Source organism: Candidatus Krumholzibacteriia bacterium (assembly GCA_029865265.1).
Classification (GTDB): Bacteria; Krumholzibacteriota; Krumholzibacteriia; order WVZY01; family JAKEHA01; genus JAKEHA01.
Window position 1 is genome coordinate 53,495 of record JAOUHG010000006.1, and the last position, 22,699, is coordinate 76,193.

At 66.0% G+C, this 22,699-nt stretch carries 19 protein-coding genes; all 19 read right to left on the bottom strand.

Annotated elements, in window-relative coordinates:
- Window positions 1-39: 39 nt before the first annotated feature.
- Window positions 40-1,656: an Rne/Rng family ribonuclease gene (locus OEX18_04560; protein MDH4336531.1), complete on the bottom strand. Its 1,617-nt coding sequence runs from the start codon at window positions 1,654-1,656 to the stop codon at window positions 40-42.
- A complete protein-coding gene (locus OEX18_04565; GenBank protein MDH4336532.1) occupies window positions 1,653-2,327 on the bottom strand; it encodes a TIGR03936 family radical SAM-associated protein in 675 nt (224 codons plus the stop codon). The genes OEX18_04560 and OEX18_04565 overlap by 4 nt, the downstream gene beginning before the upstream one ends.
- A gap of 107 nt (window positions 2,328-2,434) precedes the next feature.
- Window positions 2,435-3,838 carry an amidophosphoribosyltransferase gene (gene purF / locus OEX18_04570; GenBank protein ID MDH4336533.1) on the bottom strand — a complete coding sequence of 468 codons (1,404 nt, stop codon included), beginning with the start codon at window positions 3,836-3,838 and terminating at the stop codon, window positions 2,435-2,437.
- Window positions 3,835-4,548 (bottom strand): hypothetical protein, encoded by a 714-nt coding sequence (locus tag OEX18_04575; GenBank protein ID MDH4336534.1) that lies wholly within the window; start codon window positions 4,546-4,548, stop codon window positions 3,835-3,837. Before OEX18_04575 ends, purF begins: the two co-directional genes overlap by 4 nt.
- 11 nt (window positions 4,549-4,559) lie before the next feature.
- Window positions 4,560-6,092: an arylsulfatase gene (locus OEX18_04580; protein ID MDH4336535.1), complete on the bottom strand. Its 1,533-nt coding sequence runs from the start codon at window positions 6,090-6,092 to the stop codon at window positions 4,560-4,562.
- Window positions 6,093-6,122: 30 nt separating this feature from the next.
- Window positions 6,123-6,935, bottom strand: a complete 813-nt coding sequence (gene purQ / locus OEX18_04585; GenBank protein MDH4336536.1) for a phosphoribosylformylglycinamidine synthase I — start codon at window positions 6,933-6,935, stop codon at window positions 6,123-6,125.
- Window positions 6,936-6,939: 4 nt separating this feature from the next.
- The gene (purL, locus tag OEX18_04590; protein ID MDH4336537.1) at window positions 6,940-9,291 is read right to left on the bottom strand and encodes a phosphoribosylformylglycinamidine synthase subunit PurL; all 2,352 of its coding nucleotides are present in this window, start codon (window positions 9,289-9,291) and stop codon (window positions 6,940-6,942) included.
- Window positions 9,292-9,383: 92 nt separating this feature from the next.
- A complete protein-coding gene (locus OEX18_04595; GenBank protein MDH4336538.1) occupies window positions 9,384-11,723 on the bottom strand; it encodes a T9SS type A sorting domain-containing protein in 2,340 nt (779 codons plus the stop codon).
- Window positions 11,724-11,811: 88 nt separating this feature from the next.
- The gene (locus OEX18_04600; GenBank protein ID MDH4336539.1) at window positions 11,812-12,264 is read right to left on the bottom strand and encodes a hypothetical protein; all 453 of its coding nucleotides are present in this window, start codon (window positions 12,262-12,264) and stop codon (window positions 11,812-11,814) included.
- A gap of 202 nt (window positions 12,265-12,466) precedes the next feature.
- The gene (locus OEX18_04605; GenBank protein ID MDH4336540.1) at window positions 12,467-12,640 is read right to left on the bottom strand and encodes a hypothetical protein; all 174 of its coding nucleotides are present in this window, start codon (window positions 12,638-12,640) and stop codon (window positions 12,467-12,469) included.
- 29 nt (window positions 12,641-12,669) lie between these two features.
- Window positions 12,670-14,130, bottom strand: coding sequence for a hypothetical protein (locus OEX18_04610; protein ID MDH4336541.1), 1,461 nt, complete (start codon window positions 14,128-14,130; stop codon window positions 12,670-12,672).
- Window positions 14,127-15,740 (bottom strand): hypothetical protein, encoded by a 1,614-nt coding sequence (locus OEX18_04615; protein ID MDH4336542.1) that lies wholly within the window; start codon window positions 15,738-15,740, stop codon window positions 14,127-14,129. The genes OEX18_04610 and OEX18_04615 overlap by 4 nt, the downstream gene beginning before the upstream one ends.
- Window positions 15,737-16,201, bottom strand: a complete 465-nt coding sequence (locus tag OEX18_04620; GenBank protein ID MDH4336543.1) for a PaaI family thioesterase — start codon at window positions 16,199-16,201, stop codon at window positions 15,737-15,739. Before OEX18_04620 ends, OEX18_04615 begins: the two co-directional genes overlap by 4 nt.
- 26 nt (window positions 16,202-16,227) lie before the next feature.
- Entirely contained in the window at window positions 16,228-17,784 is a 1,557-nt protein-coding gene (locus OEX18_04625; protein MDH4336544.1) for an MFS transporter, read from the bottom strand.
- Window positions 17,785-17,813: 29 nt separating this feature from the next.
- On the bottom strand, window positions 17,814-19,103 hold the full coding sequence (gene purB / locus OEX18_04630) for an adenylosuccinate lyase (GenBank protein ID MDH4336545.1): 1,290 nt from the start codon (window positions 19,101-19,103) through the stop codon (window positions 17,814-17,816).
- Between the two features lie 33 nt (window positions 19,104-19,136).
- Window positions 19,137-20,333 carry a trypsin-like peptidase domain-containing protein gene (locus OEX18_04635; protein ID MDH4336546.1) on the bottom strand — a complete coding sequence of 399 codons (1,197 nt, stop codon included), beginning with the start codon at window positions 20,331-20,333 and terminating at the stop codon, window positions 19,137-19,139.
- On the bottom strand, window positions 20,320-20,991 hold the full coding sequence (gene fsa / locus OEX18_04640) for a fructose-6-phosphate aldolase (protein MDH4336547.1): 672 nt from the start codon (window positions 20,989-20,991) through the stop codon (window positions 20,320-20,322). The genes OEX18_04635 and fsa overlap by 14 nt, the downstream gene beginning before the upstream one ends.
- 102 nt (window positions 20,992-21,093) lie before the next feature.
- Entirely contained in the window at window positions 21,094-21,861 is a 768-nt protein-coding gene (gene truA / locus OEX18_04645) for a tRNA pseudouridine(38-40) synthase TruA (GenBank protein MDH4336548.1), read from the bottom strand.
- Window positions 21,858-22,661 carry an energy-coupling factor transporter transmembrane protein EcfT gene (locus OEX18_04650; GenBank protein ID MDH4336549.1) on the bottom strand — a complete coding sequence of 268 codons (804 nt, stop codon included), beginning with the start codon at window positions 22,659-22,661 and terminating at the stop codon, window positions 21,858-21,860. The genes truA and OEX18_04650 overlap by 4 nt, the downstream gene beginning before the upstream one ends.
- Between the last annotated feature and the right edge of the window lie 38 nt (window positions 22,662-22,699).

Sequence of the window (22,699 nt, forward strand, 5' to 3'; positions counted from 1 at the left end):
CCCGCAACCGTCGGCCGTCCGGCCCGGGTTTGTCAAGCACTACCCCGTTTCCGCCACCAGGTCGCGGAAGTTCTGCAACGAAACCAGCTTGAAGTCCTCGCGGTGCAGGCGCGGGTCGTCCTGGATTTCGATGCGGATGCGGTGCTGCTTCTCCAGCGCGTCCAGCATGGCGGAGCGCTGTTCCTCCAGGAACACCGCGAACGACGTGTTCACGCGCAACTGGATGCGGCGCTCGCGCGTGCGCTGCCCGATGCGCTGGATCTGCCGTTCGATCTTGTTGGCCAGCGTATCGAATGAGAGCACCTTGCCGGTGCCATGGCAGTACGGGCATTCCTCGGAGAGGAAGTGCAGCAGGCTCGGCCGCACGCGTTTGCGGCTCACCTCCACCAGGCCCAGGTCGCTCACCGCAAACGCCTTGGCGCGCGAGCGGTCCTTGCGCAGGTGGTTCCTGAGCTCGGCCAGCACCTTCTTCTTGTTGCCCTCGCTCTCCATGTCGATGAAGTCGATCACGATGATGCCGCCGATGTCGCGCAGCCTGAGCTGCCGTGGCACCTCGCGCGCCGCCAGCAGGTTGGTCTCCAGGATGGTCTCCTCCTGGTCGCGCTTGCCCACGAAGCGGCCGGTGTTGACGTCCACCACCACCATGGCCTCGGTCTGATCGAAAATCAGATAGCCGCCCTTCTTGAGCCACACCTTGCGATCGAGCGTCTTCTCCAGCTCGTTCTCGATGTTGTACTTGTCGAAAATGGGCGTCTTCTCGCGGAACAGGTGCGTGCGCGAGGCGATGTCCGGGCTCACGTCGCGCAGGTGCTTGACCAGCTTGCGGTACTCCTTCTCGTTGTCCATCCAGATCTTGTCGATGTCCTCGGCGATGAGGTCGCGTACCATGCCCACCACCATGCCGACCTCCTCGTGCACGAGTTCCGGCGCCTGCGCTTTTTCCGCGCGGCGTTTGATCTCCTGCCACAGCTTGTGCAGGTAGTTGATGTCGGACACGATCTGCTTGTCTTCGACACCTTCGCACGCGGTGCGCGCGATGATGGCGCAGTTTGCCGGCTTCTTGCGCGCGATCAGCTGCCGCAGGCGCTGCCGCTCCTGGCGCGACTCGATGCGCCGCGAGATGCCGAGGTAGTCCGAGTTGGGCATGTACACGACGTGACGGCCCGGGAGCGAGATCTGCGTGGTGAGCCGGGGGCCCTTGGTGCTGATGGCCTCCTTGGTCACCTGCACCATCACCTCCTGGCCCTTCTGCAGCATCTTCTCGATGGGCTGCACGCCGGGTTTGTCGCGCGAATCGCGCCGTCCGCGGTCGCCACCGCCGCGTCCGCCGCGCCCGCCGCGGCCACCGCGTCCGCCACGCCCGCCGCCACGGTCGGCTTCGGGGGCGTCTTCCACGTCCACACCGCCGCCTTCCACGTCGAGCCCGTCGGTGTCGGGAACCAGGTCGCCCGCGTGCAGGAACCCGGCCTTCTCATAGCCGATGTCCACGAATGCCGCCTGGATACCGGGGAGAATGGCGTTCACGCGGCCCAGGTACACGTCGCCCACCAGGCGACGGGTCTGCGCGCGCTCCACCATGAACTCGACGAGCTCGCCATCCTCCACGATGGCGGCCCGCACCTCCAGGGAGGTCGAGTTGATCATTACTTCTTTCATGCGTTTATCTGCACGACTCCTTCATCGATGGGAGAAACCAGCCGCCCGTCACGGGCCACGTACTGCGCAAGGCGCATGACTTTGATGGGCACGCGGAACGAGTCGGGGTCTCCGATCGTCGCCGAAACCAGCGCTTCCGGGGTTACGACCCGCTGCGATTGCATGCTGGACGTGTAGCGGATGCGGATCGTGTCCTCCTTTTGGACAACCTCCGCCTCCACAACCCTCGGTTCGCCGGTATCGGCACTGGGTGTGTTCAGGAACTGTTCGGTTACAGCCGCCCGGATTGACTCCGGATTGGAACCGGCCGCGTCGTCCGCCTCCACGGTCACTTCCATGGTGACCGCGGCGATGTCCGTCGCGAGCTTGGGGGTGGCGTCGTCAATAGGCACGGCGCTGACCACCCGAAACCCGTCCGGGAGCTTTGCGTTGCACGCCTCCGCCAGGCCGTCCATGGGTGACTCCAGTTGCACGTCCATGAACTCGTGGCGGCTCTCCCAGCCGGTCCGGATGGGCGGGCCGAAGGACATCCGCACGTGCGGATGGAATCCCTCGCTCCACGCCACCGGCACCCCGGCCGCGGCGAAGCAGCGCTCGAAAATCCGCAGTACGTCCTTGTGGGACGTAAAACGGATGGCTCCCAGTTTCTCGAACTGGATCCTGACTTTCATGTATGCGCTCTTAATGCGGCGAGCGCCCTGCCTGTATACAAGGGCCCGAACCCGCCCCGGCGGTATGCCGCGGCGGTGTCGCGTGGACGGGCTCCGGGGCGGCGGCGCTAGGCGCCGACGGCGGAGTCCTCGAACACGGACTTGTTCAGGTCAGACGCCAACGGAACCGGATACTCGCCGCTGAAGCAGGCCTTGCAGAAATTGTCGGGATCGGCGACGACCGAGCGGAGATCCTCGATGGTCAGGTACTCGAGGCTGTCGACCCCGAGATACGTGCGGATCTCCTCCACGGACGCCGACGACGCGACCAGCTCGCTTCGCGACGGCATGTCGATTCCGTAGAAGCAGGGGAACTTGACGGGGGGGGATGCGATGCGCAGGTGGACTTCCTTTGCACCGGCCTTGTGGAGCATGGCAACGAGCTTCTTCATTGTGGAACCACGCACGATGGAGTCGTCCACCACGGCGACGCGCTTGCCTTTGAGCACGCCATCCACCGTGTTGAACTTCAGCCGCACCGTGCCGTCGCGCAGCGACTGGCTCGGCTGGATGAAGGTGCGACCCACGTAGTGATTCCTGATCAGCCCGATCTCGAACGGTATGTTCGCTTCGCGGGCGAATCCCAGGCTCGACGTATTGCTCGAGTCCGGGACAGAGATGACGATGTCGGCATCGACCGGGTGCTTCTGGGCCAGGACGGTTCCCAGCTTACGGCGGACCTTGTCGACGTTTTCCCCGAACACCTTGCTGTCCGGACGCGAGAAGTAGATGAACTCAAAAATGCACTTGGCCTGCTGCTGGGGCTCAAACGCCTTCCAGGATCGAATCCCCCGCTCGTCTACGATGACGAGTTCCCCTGGCTCGACTTCCCGGATGTATTCGGCGCCGATTATGTCCAACGCGCAGGATTCACTGGTGATGATGGTTGCATCACCCAGACGGCCCAGACACAGCGGACGGAACGACTGCGGATCGCGTACGGCGATGAGCGAGTCCCGCGTCAGTAACAGAAGCGAGAACGCGCCGCGCAGTTGCCCCACCGCGTCGATGACGATGCGGTCGAGTGAGGCTTCCCGGCTCCGTGCAATCAGGTGCAAAATCACTTCACTGTCCACCGTCGTGTTGAAGATGGACCCCGCGGCCTCCATTTCCGATCGGAGCTCGCGGGCGTTGACCAGATTGCCGTTATGAGCCAGTGCCAGCTTCCCGACCTTACAGTCCACCAGGATCGGCTGTAGATTCGCAATCCCGGGCTGCCCCGTCGTCGAGTAGCGATTGTGGCCGATGGCGGCGTTGCCCTTGAGGCCGGCGATGGCATCCGCGTCGAACACCTGTGCGACGAGGCCCACCCCCTTGTGCTCGTACATGCGCTCGCCGTCGGTGGAAACGATCCCGGCGCCCTCCTGACCGCGGTGCTGCAGGGCATACAGGCCCAGGAACGCGTTTTCAGCCGCGCCCGCGGACCCGAAGATCCCAAACACACCGCACTCCTCGTGGAGCGAGTCGATCATGAGGTAACCGGTTCGATCCTTCCCGCGGAAACGAATTCGGCGCGCTGGTAGTTGGGGTTCATGAGCAGCCCCGCATCGCGCCGTTTCGTCACCGTGATCTGTCTGGCCGTTTCCAACGCCGCCGCCTCGTCCGGAGCCGCGATCCCCAGCCACCACACGGTGGCCCGGCTGGGGCATCGGACCCGAATGGTCCCCCCCAACATCCCGGAAAGCTCCCCGGTCAGCCTGGCAGCGATGGCGTCCCGGCCGGCCGAGTCATCGTCCTCTACGGACACCTCGACCAGAAAAGCCGGATACTCCTTAACAGTAGCGACTCTGCTTCCCCTCTTTCCATCGAAATCTATGCCAGTTCCCGATTTGGGTTCGTTGCCTCCCCCAATTCTACCCACAATTTGCCCAAAACGGTGCTTGAGTGCCTCGTGGGTGGGACCATCGGTGCGCAACTCACCATCCCACCGGCAATCCAGCGAGTACATGTGCTTGTTGCGGTTATAAAAAGTGCTCTGCCGGGCGAGGGCCTTGCGGAGCGCGTCGATGGTGGCCTCCGGGGGCGCGGCCGACTCGATCTCGAGGTGGAAGAAATCATACCGCTCGAGGCCGGCCAGCCGGTCGCCGAAGCCCATCTTATGGACCAGCGCGAGCCGGGCCGTGGTGGCCACCAGGTCGGGGCCGCGAAGCCCCACGAGGAGTCTGGCGTCGAGTCGGGTCATCGAGAGCCTCGTCAGTTGCCTGCGTGCGCCGGTTTGGTAACGGCTTCCATCACCTTGTCCAGGTTGAAGCTGCCCGGCTTCTGGCGGGGAGGGAACTCCCTGAAGCTCTGGAGCCATTGACCGACATAGGCAGCGGCGGGGGCGATCAGGAAGGCGCGGTCGATTCGCCACTGCGCATAGCCCATCCCTTCGTGATCCGCACGCTCGAAGGGGTCGCTGCGCAGGTTGAACAGCTTGGGAAGGCGGAGTTCCACGAACGGCTCCTGCCACACATCGAACCCATGGCCTCGCTGCTCCAGGAAGACCATCTTCCAGTGGTTGTAGCGCAGCGCCGCCACACTGCCGTCGTCGGTCCAGTAGATGAACTCCTTGCGCGGCCATTCTGCCTCGCCTCTGAGCGCCGGCATCAGGTTGTACCCGTCGAGGTGGACCTTGTAGCTCGACTTGCCGACCTTTCGGCCCTTGATCAGGTCTTCCCTCACCGTCGCGTCACCCGCCGCGGCGAGCAACGTGGGCAGCATATCCTCGTGCGCGCCGACCTCGTTGATGACCGTGCCGGGCTTGATGACCCCGGGCCAGCGGATCAGGCACGGAACGCGATAGCCGCCCTCCCAGTTGGTGTTCTTCTCCCCGCGGAACATGGTGGTGCCGCCGTCGGGCCAGCTCATCGTCTCGGCACCGTTGTCGGTGGAGTACATCACGATGGTGTTCTCTTCCAGGCCCAGTTCCTTCAACTTTGCGAGAACCTGCCCGACGTGCGCGTCGTGCTCGACCATACCGTCGGGGTAGACACCCAGCCCGGTCTTGCCAACGGATTCCGGCTTGAGATGGGTCCAGATGTGCATGCGCGTCGAATTCCACCAGATGAAGAACGGCTTGTCCTCGTCCTTCGCGCGCTGCATGAAATCGAGCGCCTTCGCGGTGACTTCGTCATCGATCGTCTCCATGCGCTTGCGGGTCAGCGGACCCGTGTCGGTGATCCTGCCGTCGGCAAAGCTGTGGATCACACCGCGTGGTCCAAACTTTTTCTTGAACTCGGGGTTCCTGGGATAGTCCGGGTTCTCGGGCTCTTCCTCGGCGTTGAGGTGGTAGAGATTTCCGAAGAACTCATCGAAACCGTGCGCCGTCGGGAGCATCTCGTCGCGGTCGCCGAGGTGGTTCTTGCCGAACTGCCCCGTCATGTAGCCCTGTGCCTTGAGCAGGGTGGCGATGGTCGGATCCTCCTTGCGCATGCCTTCGGGGGCACCGGGAAGCCCCACCTTGGTGAGCCCGGTGCGGATGGGCGACTGCCCGGTAATGAACGCGGCACGGCCGGCGGTACAGCTCTGCTGCCCGTACCAGTCCGTGAACAGGACACCTTCCTGTGCGATACGGTCGATATTGGGCGTCTTGTAGCCCATGACGCCCATGTTGTACGCGCTCACGTTGAAACCACCGATGTCGTCGCCCCAGATCACAAGAATATTCGGCTTTTTGTCCTGGGCAACGGCACTCACTGCGTACAACGCAATGAACGCCAGTCCAAGCACGAGAGTCCTCTTCATCATGGTTCGGCCTCCTCCATTTGAAGTTGATTACACCAGGGCCCTGCGCAGCGACTCGAAGAAGCCGCGGCCCGGCCCCGGACTGAAGAGTTCCTTTGTCCCCACGCCGTCGCGGCTGCGCCCCCACATGCCACCCACGCGGCGCGGCACCTGGTGCGCCCACGCCGCCCGCTCGGGGTGCGGCATGATGGCGAGCACGTTTCCCTTTGGGTTGGTGAGCCCGGCGATGGCGAACTGGGCCCCGTTGGGGTTGTCGGGAAACGCCGTGGCGATCTCCCCCTTGCGCGTGCAGTACACCACCGCCACGCCGTCGCCCTTCGCAAGGTGGTCGCGCACGCCGTCATCGGAAGTTACGAAACGCCCCTCGCCGTGCGCCAGCGGAATGGGCAGCGGGTCGTTGGGGCGCTCGCTCATGAAATCCGTGAAGATGCATTGCGCCGGGCCCTTCTTGAGGTGCACCCAGTTGCAGTAGTAGCCCACGCGCCCGGTCATGATGTTCGGGGCCAGGGCGACATCAATCCTGCCCGCGTCGAAGCCCGGCACGATGCCGGTCTCCACCAGCACCTGCGCGCCGTTGCAAATGCCGATCACCGGCACGCCACGGTCCGCCGCCGCCACCACCTCGTCCAACACGGCGTCCTTGGCCGCCACCACGCCGGCGCGAATGCGGTCCTGGTACGACCAGCCACCGGGCAGCAGCACCGCGTCCGCGCGCCGCACGGCGTCGGCGGCGTCGTTCCAGCGGCGGATCTCCGCCTTGAGTCCCACCGACTCGACGACGCGCTTGCTCTCGTACTCGCAGTTCACACCCGGGAATTGAATGATGAGGACACGTGCCGGCATGGTGCTACCCGTAGAGGATCTCGGCGAGCCGTCCCGTGTGGGCGGTGCGCAGTTCGTTCACGGTTGCGGTAAAGGTGCCATCCGCCAGCGCGGCCTTGAGGCCCACGTCCGCGGCGGTCCTGCCGATTTCGATATACCCGACGCCGTGCTTGTCGAGCAGGGGCTTGAGTTCCTCCCACGACCCCTCGCCGGCCTCGATCACCACGCCACCCATCTCGGAGAAACACGCCAGATCGCTTGCGCCGCGCAGGTCCAGCGACGCGCCGATGTCGAAGGGCTCGCTGGCGATGGCCATCTCCGCCACCGTCACCAAGAGACCGCCCAGCGAGATGTCGTGCGCGGCCAGCACGAGGCGTTTGGCGAAGGCGGCGTTGAGCGCTTTCACCAGCGCAAGCTCGAAGGCAAAGTCGGGCACCGGCGCCTTTGCGTGCCCGCCGTTGCCGAACACGCGCTCGAATTCCGAACCGCCCAGGTCCTCGTGCAGCCTGCCCAGCAGCACCAGGCTCGACCCCACCTGCTTGAGCGCGAACCCGCGCGCGCGCGAGGCGTCGTCCAGGCGCCCGGCGCAGGCGACGATGGGTGTGGGCGCGATGGCGTCGCCGGTTCCACTCTGGTTGTAGAGCGACACGTTGCCGGACACGATGGGCAGCGGGTGATCGCCGCCGAACAGCTTCATCGCGCGGCAGGCATCGCCGATTCCCTTGACGCACTCGACGAACTCGTTGAAGACGCCGGGATCCTCGGGATCACCGAAGTTGAGGCAGTCGGTGACCGCCAGCGGAAGCGCGCCCACGCAGGCCACGTTGCGCGTGGCCTCGAACACCGACCACGCACCGCCCGCGTAGGGGTCCAGGAGGCCGATCCGCGAGTGACCGCCCACCGCCACCGCCAGCCCAAACGGCTGCCCGGGCACGAAGATCTCCACCGCCGCGTCGGCCTCGCCGGGGCGGATGACCGCGCGCGCCTGCACCTCGGTGTCGTAGTGCTGGTAGATGGCCGCCTTGTCGGCGATGTTCACGCTGGCCAGCAACGTGAGCAGTGCGTCCTTCATTCCATCCACCCCCGCGCCCCGCCGGTGCGCGCCCGGCTTGATGGAGCGACGCTGTTCCTTCTGTTCGCGGCGGTAGGAGATTCCCGATGTCACCGCGTCCATGGCCGCCTCGCACACCACGCGGCCCTGATGGGTGATGCTGAAGCGGTAGTCGTCGGTCACGCGGCCAATGTGCACCGCACCCGCGCCGGTGTACAGGCGCGGCATCTCGAACTTCTGGTTGAAGATGGCCAGGATGTCGCGGGTGACCCGCGTGGGCACAGCGATGGCGAAGCGCTCCTGCGTCTCCGAGCAGGCAATCACCTCCGGCAACAGGTCCGGGAAGGCCTTGTTGACCTTGTCCAGGTCGATGCGGGCGCCGAAGCGGCTCGCCTCCGGCATCTCCGAGAACGCACACGCGATGCCGCCGGCGCCGAGATCCTTGAAGCCGATGGGAATCTTGTTCTCGCGCGCAAACTTGAGCATCTCGCGGATGGCTTCCGCCAGCACGCGCTTTACAAACGGATCCGGCACCTGCACCGCGCCCTGCTTTTCCACTGCACTGGAGCCATCGAGCCGTTCCGAGGCAAACGCCGCCCCGCCGAAGCCGCTGGCGTCGGTGGGCTTGCCCACCAGGATGAGGTCGTAGGGCACGTGGCGCGCTTCTTCGGGCACGCGGCTCCTGATGATGCCGCCCTCCTCCACGATGCCGAACGCGACCACGTTGACCAGGCAGTTGTCGTCGAAGGAGGCGTCGAAGTAGGTCTCGCCGCCGTAGTTGGGCACACCCAGCGCGTTGCCGTACTGCGCGATCCCCTCCACCACACCAAAGGCGATGTCGCGCACGTGCGCGGCGTTGGGGCCGTCGGGATCGCCGAAGCGCAACGGGTCCATGACGCCAATCACATCCGCGCCCATGCAGTACACGTCGCGCACGATGCCGCCGATGCCGGTGGCGGCACCCTCCACCGGCAGCACCTGCGATGGGTGGTTGTGGCTCTCGTGAGCCATAACCAGGCACCAGGACTTCCCGCCCGCCTCGCAGAAACGGATGATCCCGGCGTCTTCGCCGGGGCCGAGCACCACGTGGGGCGCGTCGGTGGGCAGGTACTCCTTGAGCGCCCAGCGCGACGACTTGTACGAGCAGTGCTCGCTCCACATCACGTTGAACATGTGGAGTTCCACGATGGTGGGCCGGCGCCCGAGCAGTTCGCACACGCGCGCGTACTCGCCGGGCGAGAGGGACACGCCGTTCTTCTTGAGAAAGTCTTTTGCCGCGCCCGCGTCGTTGGGATCGGCGGGGACGAGGTCTTTGGGGTCGATCATTTGGATTGCCCGGAAAAAGAAGAAGACGCCGCGGCCGGTGGCGGCGTCGAGGGGACTATACAATGGTGGCGCGCCGGTGGCAAGCCCGCGATCTACTTGAGCAGCACCATCTTGCGTGTTTCGTGCCCGCCGGCCGTCTCCAGCCGGCAGAAGTACGTCCCGCTCGCCTGTGCGATTCCGCGGTCGTCGCGCCCGTCCCATTCCACCTCGTGCGGGCCGGCCCCCTGCTGGGCGTCCACCAGTGTGCGCACCAGCGCGCCGCGAACGTCGTACACGCGCAGCGTCACGGGACCGGTCCGGTCCAGCGCATAGCGGATGGTGGTGGTGGGGTTGAATGGGTTGGGGATGTTCTGCTCGAGACGCGTCGCCGCGGGACCGGACGCGACCGTTGTCGGGAACAACTCCACCCAGTTGGCGATGCGGTCCGACGGCACCGAGCCCGCCTGGCGGAAGAAGCCGCCCGTGTACAGCCCCTGGGTGGTGACGGTCATCGCCAGCACCCGGTCGTTGGTACCGCCGCCGATGCCGCTCCACTGGATTCCGTTCCAGCGGGCGAGATAGGGCGTGGACACACCGTTGGCGGTGGAGAATTCGCCGCCCACCAGCAGTTCCGTGCCCGCCATCCGCACCGTGCGCGCGCCGCCATTGAAACCCAGGCCGAGTTGCGACCACGCGGTTCCGTTCCAGCGCGCGATCCGGTTGCCCGGCGAGCCACCAGCGACGGTGAAGTCACCCACCGCGTAGACGTCATCACCGTTTACCGCGATGCCGTACACGGATGCGTCGAATCCCGTCCCCATGGCCGACCAGGTGGAGCCGTCAAAGACCGCGATGCGATTGGCGGGCGTGCCGCCAACAGCGGTGAAATCCCCGCCCACGAACACGCGCCCGTCGTGCACCACCACGCAGCGCGTGGCCGCGTTGGGAGTACCGTTGCCGACCCCGTTCCACGCCGAGCCATCCCAACGCGCGAGGTTGGCGTACGGGGTGGTGACGGGCGTCATGGTGCCGGCGACATACAGATCGCCGCCGTCCAGCGCCAGGTCGTAGGGGATCCCGTTGACCCCGTAGCCCAGCCCAGACCACGTGTCACCGTTCCAGCGCGCAACCCCGGACGCCGAATTACCGCCCGCTTTCTTGAAGTTGCCGCCGACGTAGATATCGCTGCCGCTGGTAACCACGCATCGCGCACTGCCATCCACGCCGCTGCCAAGCTTGGACCACGTGTTGCCGTCCCAGCGCGCGACGCGATTGGCAGGCACGTCACCCGCCTGCAGAAAATCGCCCACAACAACCACGAGACCATTGGGGTCGTCGGCAATATCACGCACAACGTCACTCGCGCCCCCGAATCCCCAGCCGCTGCCGTTCCATCTCGCAATGCCGTGCGCGGGCCAGGCGCCAACACTGGCGAACCCGCCCGCAAACCAGACGTCACCGTCCACGCTCGCGGCCGTGTAAACCGCACCGGCGGCACCCGTCGACAGCGGCAACCACGAGAAACCGTTCCAGCGCGTCACGTTGTTCACCGGCACGCCATTGATGGCCGAGAAACCTCCCATGAGGTAGAGATAGCCGCCACTCGACAGCAACGAGCGCAGTGGGACACCGAAGTTGCTGGCGAGCGACGACGCAACTGCGTGCCAGTTGGTTCCGTCCCAACGAGCAACACCCGCAGCCGGCCCCGTACCTACCGTGGTGAAGCTCCCCGCGGCATAGAGTTCCCCATTGTAAAGGGCCAGTCCGTACACGCGCCCGTTGGGCCCGCCGTTCATGAACTCAAACAACGAGCCGTTGTAGTGCGCGACGCGGGTGAAGGGCAGGGTGAATTCGCCGCCAAAGTAGACATCGTTTCCGGAAACGAGGATCTCGTGGACGGTGTTGTTGAAGAGGTTGTTCCCCACCATTTGAAAGGTGCTTCCGTCCCAGCGCGCAACGTAGTTCCGGGCGAGACCGCCCGCCTGGGTGAAGTTGCCGCCCACGTACACGTCGTCTCCGTTGGGCGCGGTGGCCAGCGCATGAACCTCCTGGTTCAGCCCCGTGCTGAGAACAGTCCCGCCGACATCGAGCACCCCCCAGTCGCTGCCATCCCAACGCGCGATATGGTTGGCGCGAATGCTGCCGGTGGACGAGTTTATCGAGGAGAAGAACCCGCCCGCGTAAATGTCGTGGTTGGAGGTGACCGCCAGGTCATTGATGGTTGAAGCGAACGTTGTTCCAACGCGCGTCCATGACGAACCGTTCCAGCGCCATACACCCCAGAAGCCACCCGCCACGTAGACGGTTGCACCGTCGCGCGCGATCGCATGGACGGTGTCGTTGAACCCGGGATCGCCGAGCTTGGTTCCGCCAAAGCGGGGGTCCCACGTGGCGGCGGCGGAAGAAGCGGCGCAGGACAACAGTATAATCGACAGGACGAAGGCGGGACGCATCGAGTTGCCTCATTGCTTGGCCGGCAGTAACGGAGGAAGTGTTCACCGGGTATTGTACATCCGCCACCCGCGGGCTTCAAGCCCCCGGCTACTTTATGAGCACCATCTTTCGTGTCTGCGCATCCCGGCCGCTCTGCATGCGCAGGAAGTAGACACCCGATGCGACAGCATTACCGTGCTCATCTTTTCCGTCCCAACTGAGGCTGTGAGGCCCGGCATCCTCGATGGCGTCCACCAGGTTCCGGACCAGCGCGCCCCGCACGTCGTAGATTCGCAAGGCGGCACGGCCGGGTCGCTCCAGCGAGTAGCGGATGGTGGTGGCTGCGTGAAGCTGCCCGCAAAGTAGACGTCGTTGCCCTCCACGTGAATTTCGTAGACGTAGTCGTCGAACGCGTTCCCGGCCACCACCTGCCAGGAAGAACCATTCCGCAACGTGACGTAGTTCCGTGGAGCGCCCCCGGCGAGCGTGATCGACCCTCCCACGTAGACGTCGGTGCCGTTGGGGGCGGGGCCAGCGCTTCCACCCGCGTGGTCGGGCCACCCAGGCCCACCACGCCGTCGACGACCAGTGGGACCCAGTCGCTCCCGTCCCAGCGCACGATATGATTGGCGGTCATCGGGCCGGTCAATGACTTGGAAACGGTGGCGAAGAACCCTCCCGCGTAGATGTCATGGTTGGATGTAACAGTGAGGGCGCGGATGTGGACAGCGGCGTCAGGTAGCCGATCCGGGTCCAGGCGGGATCATCCCAGCGGTACACGCCCCAGAAAATGGCTGGCCGCGTAGACAGTGGAACCGTCGATGGCGTAGTCATATACCGTGCCGCCCGGCCCGGGGATACCGACGATGTCGGACCCGAAGCGCGTGTCCCATTCGGCACTGAGTTCGGGAGTGGAGAGCGAGAAGAAGGCGACCAACAGCAGAAACCACGCTTCAAGCGCGAAGGTCAGCGGTTCAGCCGCACCACCGTACCCACCCCCTGCGGAAAAGCTTCCATCAGGTCGTCGGTGAGCTCGGGGATGTCGTTGCGTGCGTAGAGGATGAAGGCGCGGTCGCGCGTCCAGTCGCGGCGGATGGCGGCCAGCACGCGGTAGCGTTCGGTGAGGGCGTCCGCGACGCGGGTCTGTGCAGCGTCCATCTCGGCAGTGAACATTCCCTCCGAGGTGAGCATCACCACGTCGGGGGCCTCCGAAAGCGTCGTCGAAGCGCTCACCGGGATGGTCCTCCAGCCCGAGTAGTACGGCACCGCGCCCGGTGCGTCGCACAACAGGGAGCCGTCGCTCTGCCAGCGCGCCATCCACCGGCCCAGCGGCTGCAAGGTGAGGTCGTGGGACTCGCGGATGTGGCGCGCGAACACGCGCGCGTCCATCGCGCACCCCAGTGAAACGAGCAGGAGAGCCAGCGCGAGCAATGCGCGCGCGAGGCGCGGCGCGACCGACTGCGCGACCGCGTCGACGAGCCCGGCCGCCGGGATCGACAGGAGCAAAATCACCACCGCGCTCGACGCGAGGCCGGGGAGCGGATCGCGGGCCGACAACGTCACCACCCCGGCGACGATGGCCGTCGTTGCCGCAACCCACGGGAGCCCGCGGTCGTGCGCGAAACGCGTACGCGCGACGCCGGCGACGAACAGCATGACGTAGAACCAACCGAACGGTGCCATGTCGAACGGTTGCACCGCGAACAATTCGCCCGGCGACGCGAGCCGCGCGACCAAACCCGGAGCGTGCGGGGTGAGCGAACCAAACGTCGCAATCCGCCAGACGTGGAACCCGGTCACGGCCACTGCGAACACGGCCGCGGCGATGATCATCCCGCTGCGCTGCGTTCCCTCGCCGCGCGGCATGCGCACCCGCATCACCAGCGCGGCCGGAAACACCACTGCGAGCGGGTTGCCGCACATGGCGAGCAGGGCGCCCACGAGCCCGGCCAGGATCCAGGTCACCCGGCGCGTGCCCGCGGCATCGAGCAGCCAGACCATCGCAACGGCGAGTGCCGCCACCAGGGTGACGCCTTCCCCCGACATCGACGCCGCCGCCAGCGGCCCGGACACGGCGGCAAAGCCGGTGGTGATCACGGCGGCGGCTGACGAAACGCGCGCACGCAGGACAAACCAGAGCAGCACCAGCGAGACCATGCCGAAGAACAGGGAGAGCATGGGTGCCGCAACCGGCAGCGGGAGACCAGCGGCCTTCATCATGGCGCACTTGGCCACCCAAAGCGCATTGCCGTATCCCTCCACCGGCGCGTCACCCGGGTTGTACACCCATCCGTGCCCCGCGGCGAGGTTCTCGGCGTAGCGATATGCGACGAACGACCGGTCGGGGTGGAACGAACCCACTGCCAGGCAGGCTGCGATGAACAGCGCCAGCAAACCCGAGAGCGCAATCACGTCGTTCCGCTTCACGGGTCGAACCTCGTGCGCCGCTGTTTGCCGATCCCCTCGGGCAAGGCGCGCAGGCGGTCATCGCTCACGTCCACGCCGTTGCGCAGGAACACCCAGTACGCGCGATCCTGGTACCACTGATCGCGCACCGTTCCCACGAATCCGTACTCGAGCCGGAACCTGTCGTGCTTGTACAACGACCAGTAGGAGGGGTCCATGCGCGCGGTGTACACCCCCCGGACGGACAGGCAGATCACATCCGGTTTTCGCGCCAGCACGTAGTCGACCGTAAACGCGCCTTTGGCGATGTGCGAATCCGTCAGGGATCGCGGATGGATGTCGAGTGTGCGGAGCCCCGAGTAGTACGGCACCATACCCACATCGGCAATTGCGAGCAGCGAGCCGGGGGGCACCGTATTCCGCAACCATTGCGCCAGCGGCCGGTTGCAGAGGGTGGCGCTTTCTTCCATCTTCTGCGTGACCATCTTGAAGTGGGAGAGCCCGCTTGAACCAGCGAGCAGCGCCACCAGCACCAGCGTCGCAAACGGTGCCGCGTTCTTCGAGGGAGCGAAGCGCCACCACTCATCCGGCACCAGCGCGTGCAGCGAAGCTGCAGGGAGCAGCAACAGCCCTGCGATGGCCGCGTGGTAACGCATGCCCGGCATCCAGTCCACGAAGTTCGCGTACACCGCGCCGAACACCAGCGCCATCACCAACGCGATGCGGTTTCCGCTGGTCCGTGCCACGCGATTTCCGGCCACCGCGAGCACCAGCAACGCCAGGAACGTCCAACCTTGCGGCGGGTAGTAGTAGGTCCAGTTCACGAAGTAGCTGGAGAGGTTCATGCGCCACCCGGTGACGAGGCCGGTCCCTTCCACTCCCTTGGAGAGGAACGGCGTGGGCAGCCAGTCACCAAAGTATGCGACACGCCACGCGTGGTAGGCCGCGCAGGCGATGGCGAACGCGCCGGCGACCAGCGCCAGCGACCGGGCGGCTGCCGGCAGGCGCCCCCCACGACGCAGTTCCACCGCGATGAGAATCAGTGCCACCGGCAGCGCCAGGATTCCCTCGGGGCGGGCCAGTGCGGCGAGGAAGCCCACCACACCCAGCAACACCAGCGGGCGCCGGGCGGGTGCTTGCACGGCGTCTTCCGCATAGCGGACCACCAGCAGAAGCAGCAGCGCGAACAGCGCGGTCTCCATGCCGGAAACGGCGTACAGGACGAAGGGGCCGAAGGAGGCGAACAGCAGGAGCGGCAGCAGCTGTTGCGTCCACAGCGGTGCGCGGCGCCGGCACAGCGTCCACAACACGACGATCGACAACAGGCCCAGCAGGATGCCGGCGTACGGCGTCACCCGCGGCAGGTTCAAGCCGGTCTTGTGCATACCCGCGCACAGCACGATCCACAGGAAGTTGCTGTACGCCTCGACGGGACGCTCGCCCACGTTGAACGCGAGTCCGTGCCCCTGCGCGAGATGCTCCGCGTAACGAAACGAGATGAAGGAATCGTCGGGCATGAATGGCATCGCGTACACCGCACACAGCACGAACACCAGGCACGCGATCAGCAGCGCCGCAAGCGGCGGGCGCGCCGGGGCGGTCTCCGTGCGTTTGCGGGATCTCGCGGTCACGGGCGGCTCACCGGCTGCGAGAGGATGGTGGACAACACGCTGGCCACCCGTTTTGCGCCGGCGGGCACATCGGCGGTCTCGCCGTCCACGCCCCACACGTCGCAGAAACAGGTGGTGAGCGTCTTTCCCGGCCGCAGCACGCGCGCGCACGCCAGCAGCCACGGGGTGCTGGCCGGCGAGAGCAGGTTGATCTTGAACTCCACCGCCAGCACGTCGTACCCGGGCGGGCACAGCGAGAACGCGGCGTACCCGTTGGCGGAATCGGCGATGGTGGAAATGGCGCCCGCGTGCAGGAAACCGTTCTGCTGCGTGAACGCCTGCGCGTGCGGCATGGCGATGCGCACGTCACCAGGCTTGACGCGCACCAGTCGCGCACCCAGCGTGGCCATGAAGGCCTGTCGCGAGAAACTCTCGCGCACGACGGACTCAAAGTCCGGATTCTGCGGCGCGTGTTCAATCATGTGTCAAGAACGCGCCGCTTTCATGCTCAGACCGCCACCGCGGCGGCCCGGCGGCGCTGCAGATGCATGCCGATGGCGAGCCCCGCCGAGATCACGCACAGAATGCCGGCCAGGGAAAAGGCCGCGGCGTAGCTGCCGGTCGCGGTTTTGGCGGCATTGCCCACCATGATTCCAACCACACCCGCGATCCCGTAGCTCGTGAACACCCAGCCGTAATTGGCGCCGAGGTTCTTCGCGCCAAACAGGTCCGCGGTGGCGGACGGGAACAGTGCGAAGTTGCCGCCGAAGTTGAACCCCACGATCGAAGCTCCGACCGCGAGGGATACTTCCGTGTCGAGACCGCCCAGCACGAACATCATCGCCGCCTGCACGAGGAACATGGCCACGAAAGCGACCGTGCGCCCCACACGGTCGGACACCATCCCCCACGCGATCCGTCCCAGCGCGTTGAACACCGCCAGCCATCCCACCGCGGTGACACCGCGGTCGAAGATCTCCTTGGCGCGCGCATCGCCCAGTGCGGCCGCACCCCCGGCCGCGCCCACCAGCTGGTCGCCGGCGAACCCCTTGAGAATCCCGATCACCATCAGGCCGGCCATGGCGCCGCTGAAGAACATGAGCCACAGGATGTAGAACGCGGGCCGCCGCAGCGTGTCCTGCCACGCGGACTCCAGGCGCGCCGGCGCCGTGTCGGGCGGGTTGGAAAGGAGCGTTGCGCCAAGCGCGACCGCCACCAGGCAGACCAGCCCGTGCAGCGTGAAGAGTGACACCACGTCGTGGTTACGGAGATAGTTCTCGGCGCTGAAGGGGAGTTGCGGGTGGCTGAAGATGTACGCGCCGAAACCGAAGCCCGCCACCGCGAGACCACTGACCAGCCCCTTCCGCTTCGGGAACCACTTGATGAGCGCCGCAATCGGACACACGTAGGCAAACCCGATGCCCGCCCCGGCGAGGAACCCCACCGTCCCCCACAGCACGAAGAGTTCGTCCAGTTCGCCCAACCGCCCAACGTAGCGTTGCCCGAGGAGCACCGCGGCCACCACGCACGCCACCGTGATGGCTCGCGGGGCGTCGTGCAGGAGCGGCATCGTCTTCGGATTCATGTCGCGCGTCGCCATGTGATACAGCGCGAGCAACAGCAACGTCACCATGCCCGCGAACAGCGCGTGGGCCAGGTAGAACACGACGAACGTGTTCAACAGTCCCGCGGCCAGGAACCCACCCCCCAGCAACACGCCGCCGATGGTGGCCGTGAAGCGCGGCCCCTTGAGATCCTGTACCCGCCCCGCCAGCACCATGGTGCCCGCAAAGGAAAGGATGCATATGGAGAAGGCGTACTTAAGATAGCCTTGCTGCTCGGTCTGGCGCCGCTTCTTTGTCGCCTCGTCGGCCACGACGGTCATTTCATGCAGATACTCCCCGCGCATCTCCATCTCCTGCACTTCCATCTCCGTTACCACGGGTGGAAACACGCGCGCGTCCAGGGGACGCCAGAAGATGCTGTATCCGTAAACTGTGCCGAGGATGAGTTGAATGAGGATGGCGCCAATAAGCACGCGCGCCCGCGCCGAAGATCGGTTCATGGTGTCTCCCAATGCGCGGCCGATGGTAATTAGAAAACGCGTTTGAAGATGCTGTCCACTTCTCGCAGATAATGATCCAGATCGAACACCGCGTCGAGAGTTGCTTTCTCCAGTTTCGACGTTATTCCCTTGCGCGCCCGCACCGTTTCCTCGAAGGGCTTGCCGCTCTCCCAGGTCTCCATGGCCGCCTCCTGCACCAGCGCGTAGGCGTCCTCACGCGAAAGTCCCGCGCGCGCCAGTTCCAGGAGCAGCTTCTGCGAGTACACCAGCCCGTGCGCTTTCTCCATGTTGGCCAGCATGCGCTCCGGGTAGACCACGAGGTCCTTGACCACGCCGGTGAACTTCACCAGCATGTAGTCCAGGGTGATGGTGGCGTCCGGCAGAATCACCCGCTCCACCGACGAGTGCGAAATGTCCCGCTCGTGCCACAGCGCCACGTTTTCCGTGGCGGCCACCGCGTAGCCGCGAACCAGCCGCGCCATGCCCGCGACGCGCTCGCAGATGATCGGGTTGCGCTTGTGGGGCATGGACGAGCTGCCCTTCTGCCCCTTGCGGAACGGTTCCTCCACCTCCAGCACATCCGTCCGCTGCAGGTTGCGCACCTCGGTGGCCATCTTCTCCAGCGAGGCCGCGGCCACCGCCAGCGCGGAAACGAACTCCGCGTGACGGTCGCGCTGCACCACCTGGGTGGAGGCCGGTGCGGGCTTCAGCCCCAGCTTGCGGGTGACGTACTCCTCCACCTGCGGGCTCGCGTGCGCGAAGGTCCCCACCGAACCCGACACCTTGCCCACCGACACCGTCTCCAGCGCCGCGCGCAGCATTCGCTCGCGCCGGCCCAGCTCGTCGTACCAGACGGCGAGCTTGAGCCCGAAGGTGATCGGCTCGGCGTGGATGCCGTGGGTGCGCCCCACCATCACCGTGTTCTTGTGCTCCAGCGCCCGCGCCTTGACCACCGCGCGCAGGTCCGCCATGCGTTTGAGCAGCAGTTCCCCCGCCTCCTTGATCTGGCAGGCCAGGGTGGTGTCCAGCAGGTCCGACGACGTCAGACCCAGGTGCACGTAGCGCGAGTCGTTGCCGATGTGCTCGGCCACATTGGTCAGGAAGGCGATGACGTCGTGGTGGGTGACGTCTTCGATCTCCTTGACGCGCGCGGCCTCGAACGCGGCCTTCTTGCGGATGCGCTGCACCGCCTCGGCGGGGATTTCGCCCAGCTCGGCCAGCGCCTCGCAGGCAAGAATCTCGAACTCGAGCCACTTGGCGAGCTTGTTGTCTTCGGACCAGATGCGCCCCATCTCGGGGAGTGTGTAGCGTTCGATCATTGTGTATTGCGGGGGGTTGCGCCGGGCGTTCCGTTAGATGTCACGGGGACGCTCCGCCAGGGTTACTCTGAAGTTGAGGAGTTCATCCTTGCGATTGACGGTCATCTCGATGGTATCGCCCACGCCGGAACCGAAGATCAGCCGGTTGGCGTGTGTGCGGTTCTGCAGCTTGACCCCGTTGATGGCGATGATCTGGTCGCCGGCCTTGAGCCCCGCCGTGTCCGCGGGCCCGCCTTCTTCGATGCTCTGCACTAGCACACCGCTCTCGGCGGGCAGGTTGAGCGCGGCCTGCACCTGCGGCGTGATGTCGGTGGCCGACATCCCCACCCACACGTCGCGCACGCGCCCGTGCTCCACCAGTTCCTCGTACACGCTCCTCACACGGTTGATGGGGATGGCGAATCCGATGCCCACGTTGGCGCCGGTACCGCTGGAGAAGATGATGGTGTTCACACCGATCACCTCGCCGTGCGCGTTGATCAGCGGGCCGCCGCTGTTGCCCGGGTTGATGGCGGCGTCGGTCTGGATCATGTCGTTGAAGATCTGCTCGCTGTTCTCGTCCTGCTTGATGTCGCGGTGGTTGGCACTGATCACGCCCACCGTCACCGTGGGCTGGGTGTCGGCGAGATAGCTGCCGAAGGGACTGCCGATGGCGATGGCCCACTCGCCCACCACCAGGTCGTCGGAGTCGCCCAGCCGCGCGGCGGGAAACTCGTCGCCGTCGATCTTGAGCAACGCGAGGTCGTAGGTGGGTGCGGTGCCCACCAGCGTGGCGGCGTATTCCTTGCCGTCGGCCAGCGTCACCTGGATGCGCTCCGCGTCCCGCACCACGTGGTAGTTGGTGAAGGCGTACCCGCGGCTGTCGATGATGAAGCCGGACCCCTGCGTGGCCTGGGTGCGCGTGCGGCCCGGGTAGTAGCGGTTGAACCACATGTCGTACACGGAACGGGTGCGCACCCGGTAGAGGCCGGTGATGCTGATCACCGCGGGCGACACCTGCTCGGTGGCGGTGACAATGGCGCTGCGCCGCTCCGCGTCGATCCCCGCCGACGACGGCACCCCCGCCGCCTGGTAGGCGGCGGGCTGCGGGTCCGCCGGCTCGCCGTTGGAGCCGCGCAGCAACATCACCGCAATGATGACCAGCGCCACCGACACGCCGGTGATACCGCCGAAGATGTAAGGGAGAAACCGTGCCCGCGAGGGACGGATGACGTCGCTATCGTCGTACATGTGCCTTGCGCCGCTCCAGTACCTTCTCCCAGTCCTTGTTGAACAACTCGATCCCCACATCCGTGAGCGGGTGACGGAAGAGCTGCTTGAACACCTTGTACGGAACCGTGGCCACGTCCGCGCCCAGACGCGCGGACTCCAGCACGTGCAGCGGGTGGCGGATGCTGGCCGCCAGCACCTGCGTCTGCAGGGCGTAGCGCTCGTAGATCTCAACCAGGTCCCCCACCACCTGCATGCCGTCCATGCCGGTGTCATCCAGGCGCCCGACGAACGGGCTGATGTAGGTGGCACCGGCCTTGGCCGCCATCAGGCCCTGGTTGGCGCTGAAGCAGAGGGTGACGTTGGTCTTGATGTCCTCCGCGGAAAGCGTGGTCACCGCCTTGATCCCTTCCGGGATGAGCGGGATCTTCACCACGATGTGCTCGCTGAGCTTCGCGAACGCGCGCCCCTGGCGAATCATCTCGGCTGCGTCGTCGGCGACCACCTCGGCGCTCACCGGCCCGTGCACGATGTCGCAGATCTCCTTGAGAACCGCGTCATAGTCGCTCCCGTCCTCCTTGGCCATCAGGGAGGGGTTGGTGGTGACGCCATCCAGCACGCCCAGCGCGGCGGCTTCGCGGATTTCGTCGATGTTGGCCGTATCCAGGAAAATCTTCATTCGGGTCGGTCCTTTCAGTTGCGGCGGTTCCGCTCCATCATAGCACCGTCGCCCGCCCCGGGACAGCCCCTTAGCCGCGCCATCCCCGCCCGGTGGCTGGAGTTAGGCCGAACCCGCCGTCCGCTCCCCGGGGTCGCCGGGGTAGCGGGCCCGCAGCAGGGTCAACCCGCACGCCGCGGCGGTGGGACCGGCCGCGCGACGGTCCCTTTTACCCAGGATCTCGGGCATCCGTTCCGGCTCGATTTTTCCCCGCCCCACCTCCATCAGCGTCCCGGCGATGGCCCGCACCATGTTGTAGAGGAAACGGTCCGATTCCACCTCGATCAGAATGTGCCGCTCCGCCCCCACCACCGTCACGTCCATCAGGTTGCACACGGGGTCCTTGTCGTTGGTGACGGGCGTGAAGCTGGTGAAGTCCTGCCGTCCCTGGAGGTGGCGGGCGGCGGCACGCATGCGCTCCACATCGAGATAGTGGTGCGTGTGATAGGAGAAGCGCCGCCAGATGGCCGTGGGCGTGGTGGCAATGCGGTAGACGTAGCGGCGCGACTGTGCGCTGAAGCGGGCGTGGAAGTCGTCCGCGACCTCCATGGCGCCCACCACCGCCACGTCGTCGGGCAGGCAGGCGTTGAGCGCAATGACCAGGCGGGAGGTAGTGTGCTCGCTCTCCACGTGGAAGTTGGCCACATAGCCCAGCGCGTGCACGCCGGCGTCGGTGCGCGCGCAGCCACGCACACCGACCAGCTGCCGGCACACGGTGGCGATGGCCGCCTCGACGGTTCCCTGCACGGTGCGCACGTCCGGCTGTTTCTGCCAGCCGGAGAAGTCGGTGCCGTCGTACTCGAGCAGCAGGCGGATGTTGCGCACGCTCATCCCAGCCACCCCGATGCCGCCGAGATTGCCGCGCCTGAGGTGAGCAGCAGCGCCACGTCGGCGCCGCCCAGGCGCGGCGGTTCGATGGTCAGCGGCAGGCGGTGGCGCACGTCGCGCAGTTCCACCGCCATGGCCAGCTGACCCGAGCGGCGGATGGCGGCAACCAGCAGCGGAACCAGTGATAGACGCACCGCACCCGCACGCGAAAGCAGCCCACCGGACAGATCCCCGCCGCGGAACGACTGGGCCAGGCGTATTCGCCGGAACTCGTCGGCAACCAGCGGAACGAAACCCATGGCGAGAAATACGAACAGTGCCACGTTGCCGGCGGCACGTTTCGACACCCGGCGTACGACGTCGTAGATGCCGCAGGCCAATCCTTCCGGCGCCGCCGCAGCCAGCAGCAGGGACACGCTCATCAGCATGACGGCGAGACGCAGGGCAAAGAAGACCCCGTTGGCAAGGCCGTCATCGGTCATGATGCGCACGCCGCCCAGCGTCACGATGGGCGCGCCCGGACCGAAGATCGCGTTCAACAGCACTACCACCACCGCAAACGGCGCAACCCGTCGCAGACTCGCGGCGCTGGTGGAAAGATCACCCGTCACCACCACGTGCCACGCGCACACGAAGCCCAGCAGACCCAGCATCGACACCGCGCCGTGCACGGTGACCAGGGCCGCCGTCACCAAAGCGAAGACCGCGAGCAGCACGGCCCGCGAATCGCGGGGACGAATGGCCGCGGTGTCGCCACGGGTGGGAATGGAAGCAACGTCGGTCACGATGCGCCGAGGATACATCTACGGCGGCGCGGGCACAACTCGCGGGCTTCGGCGAC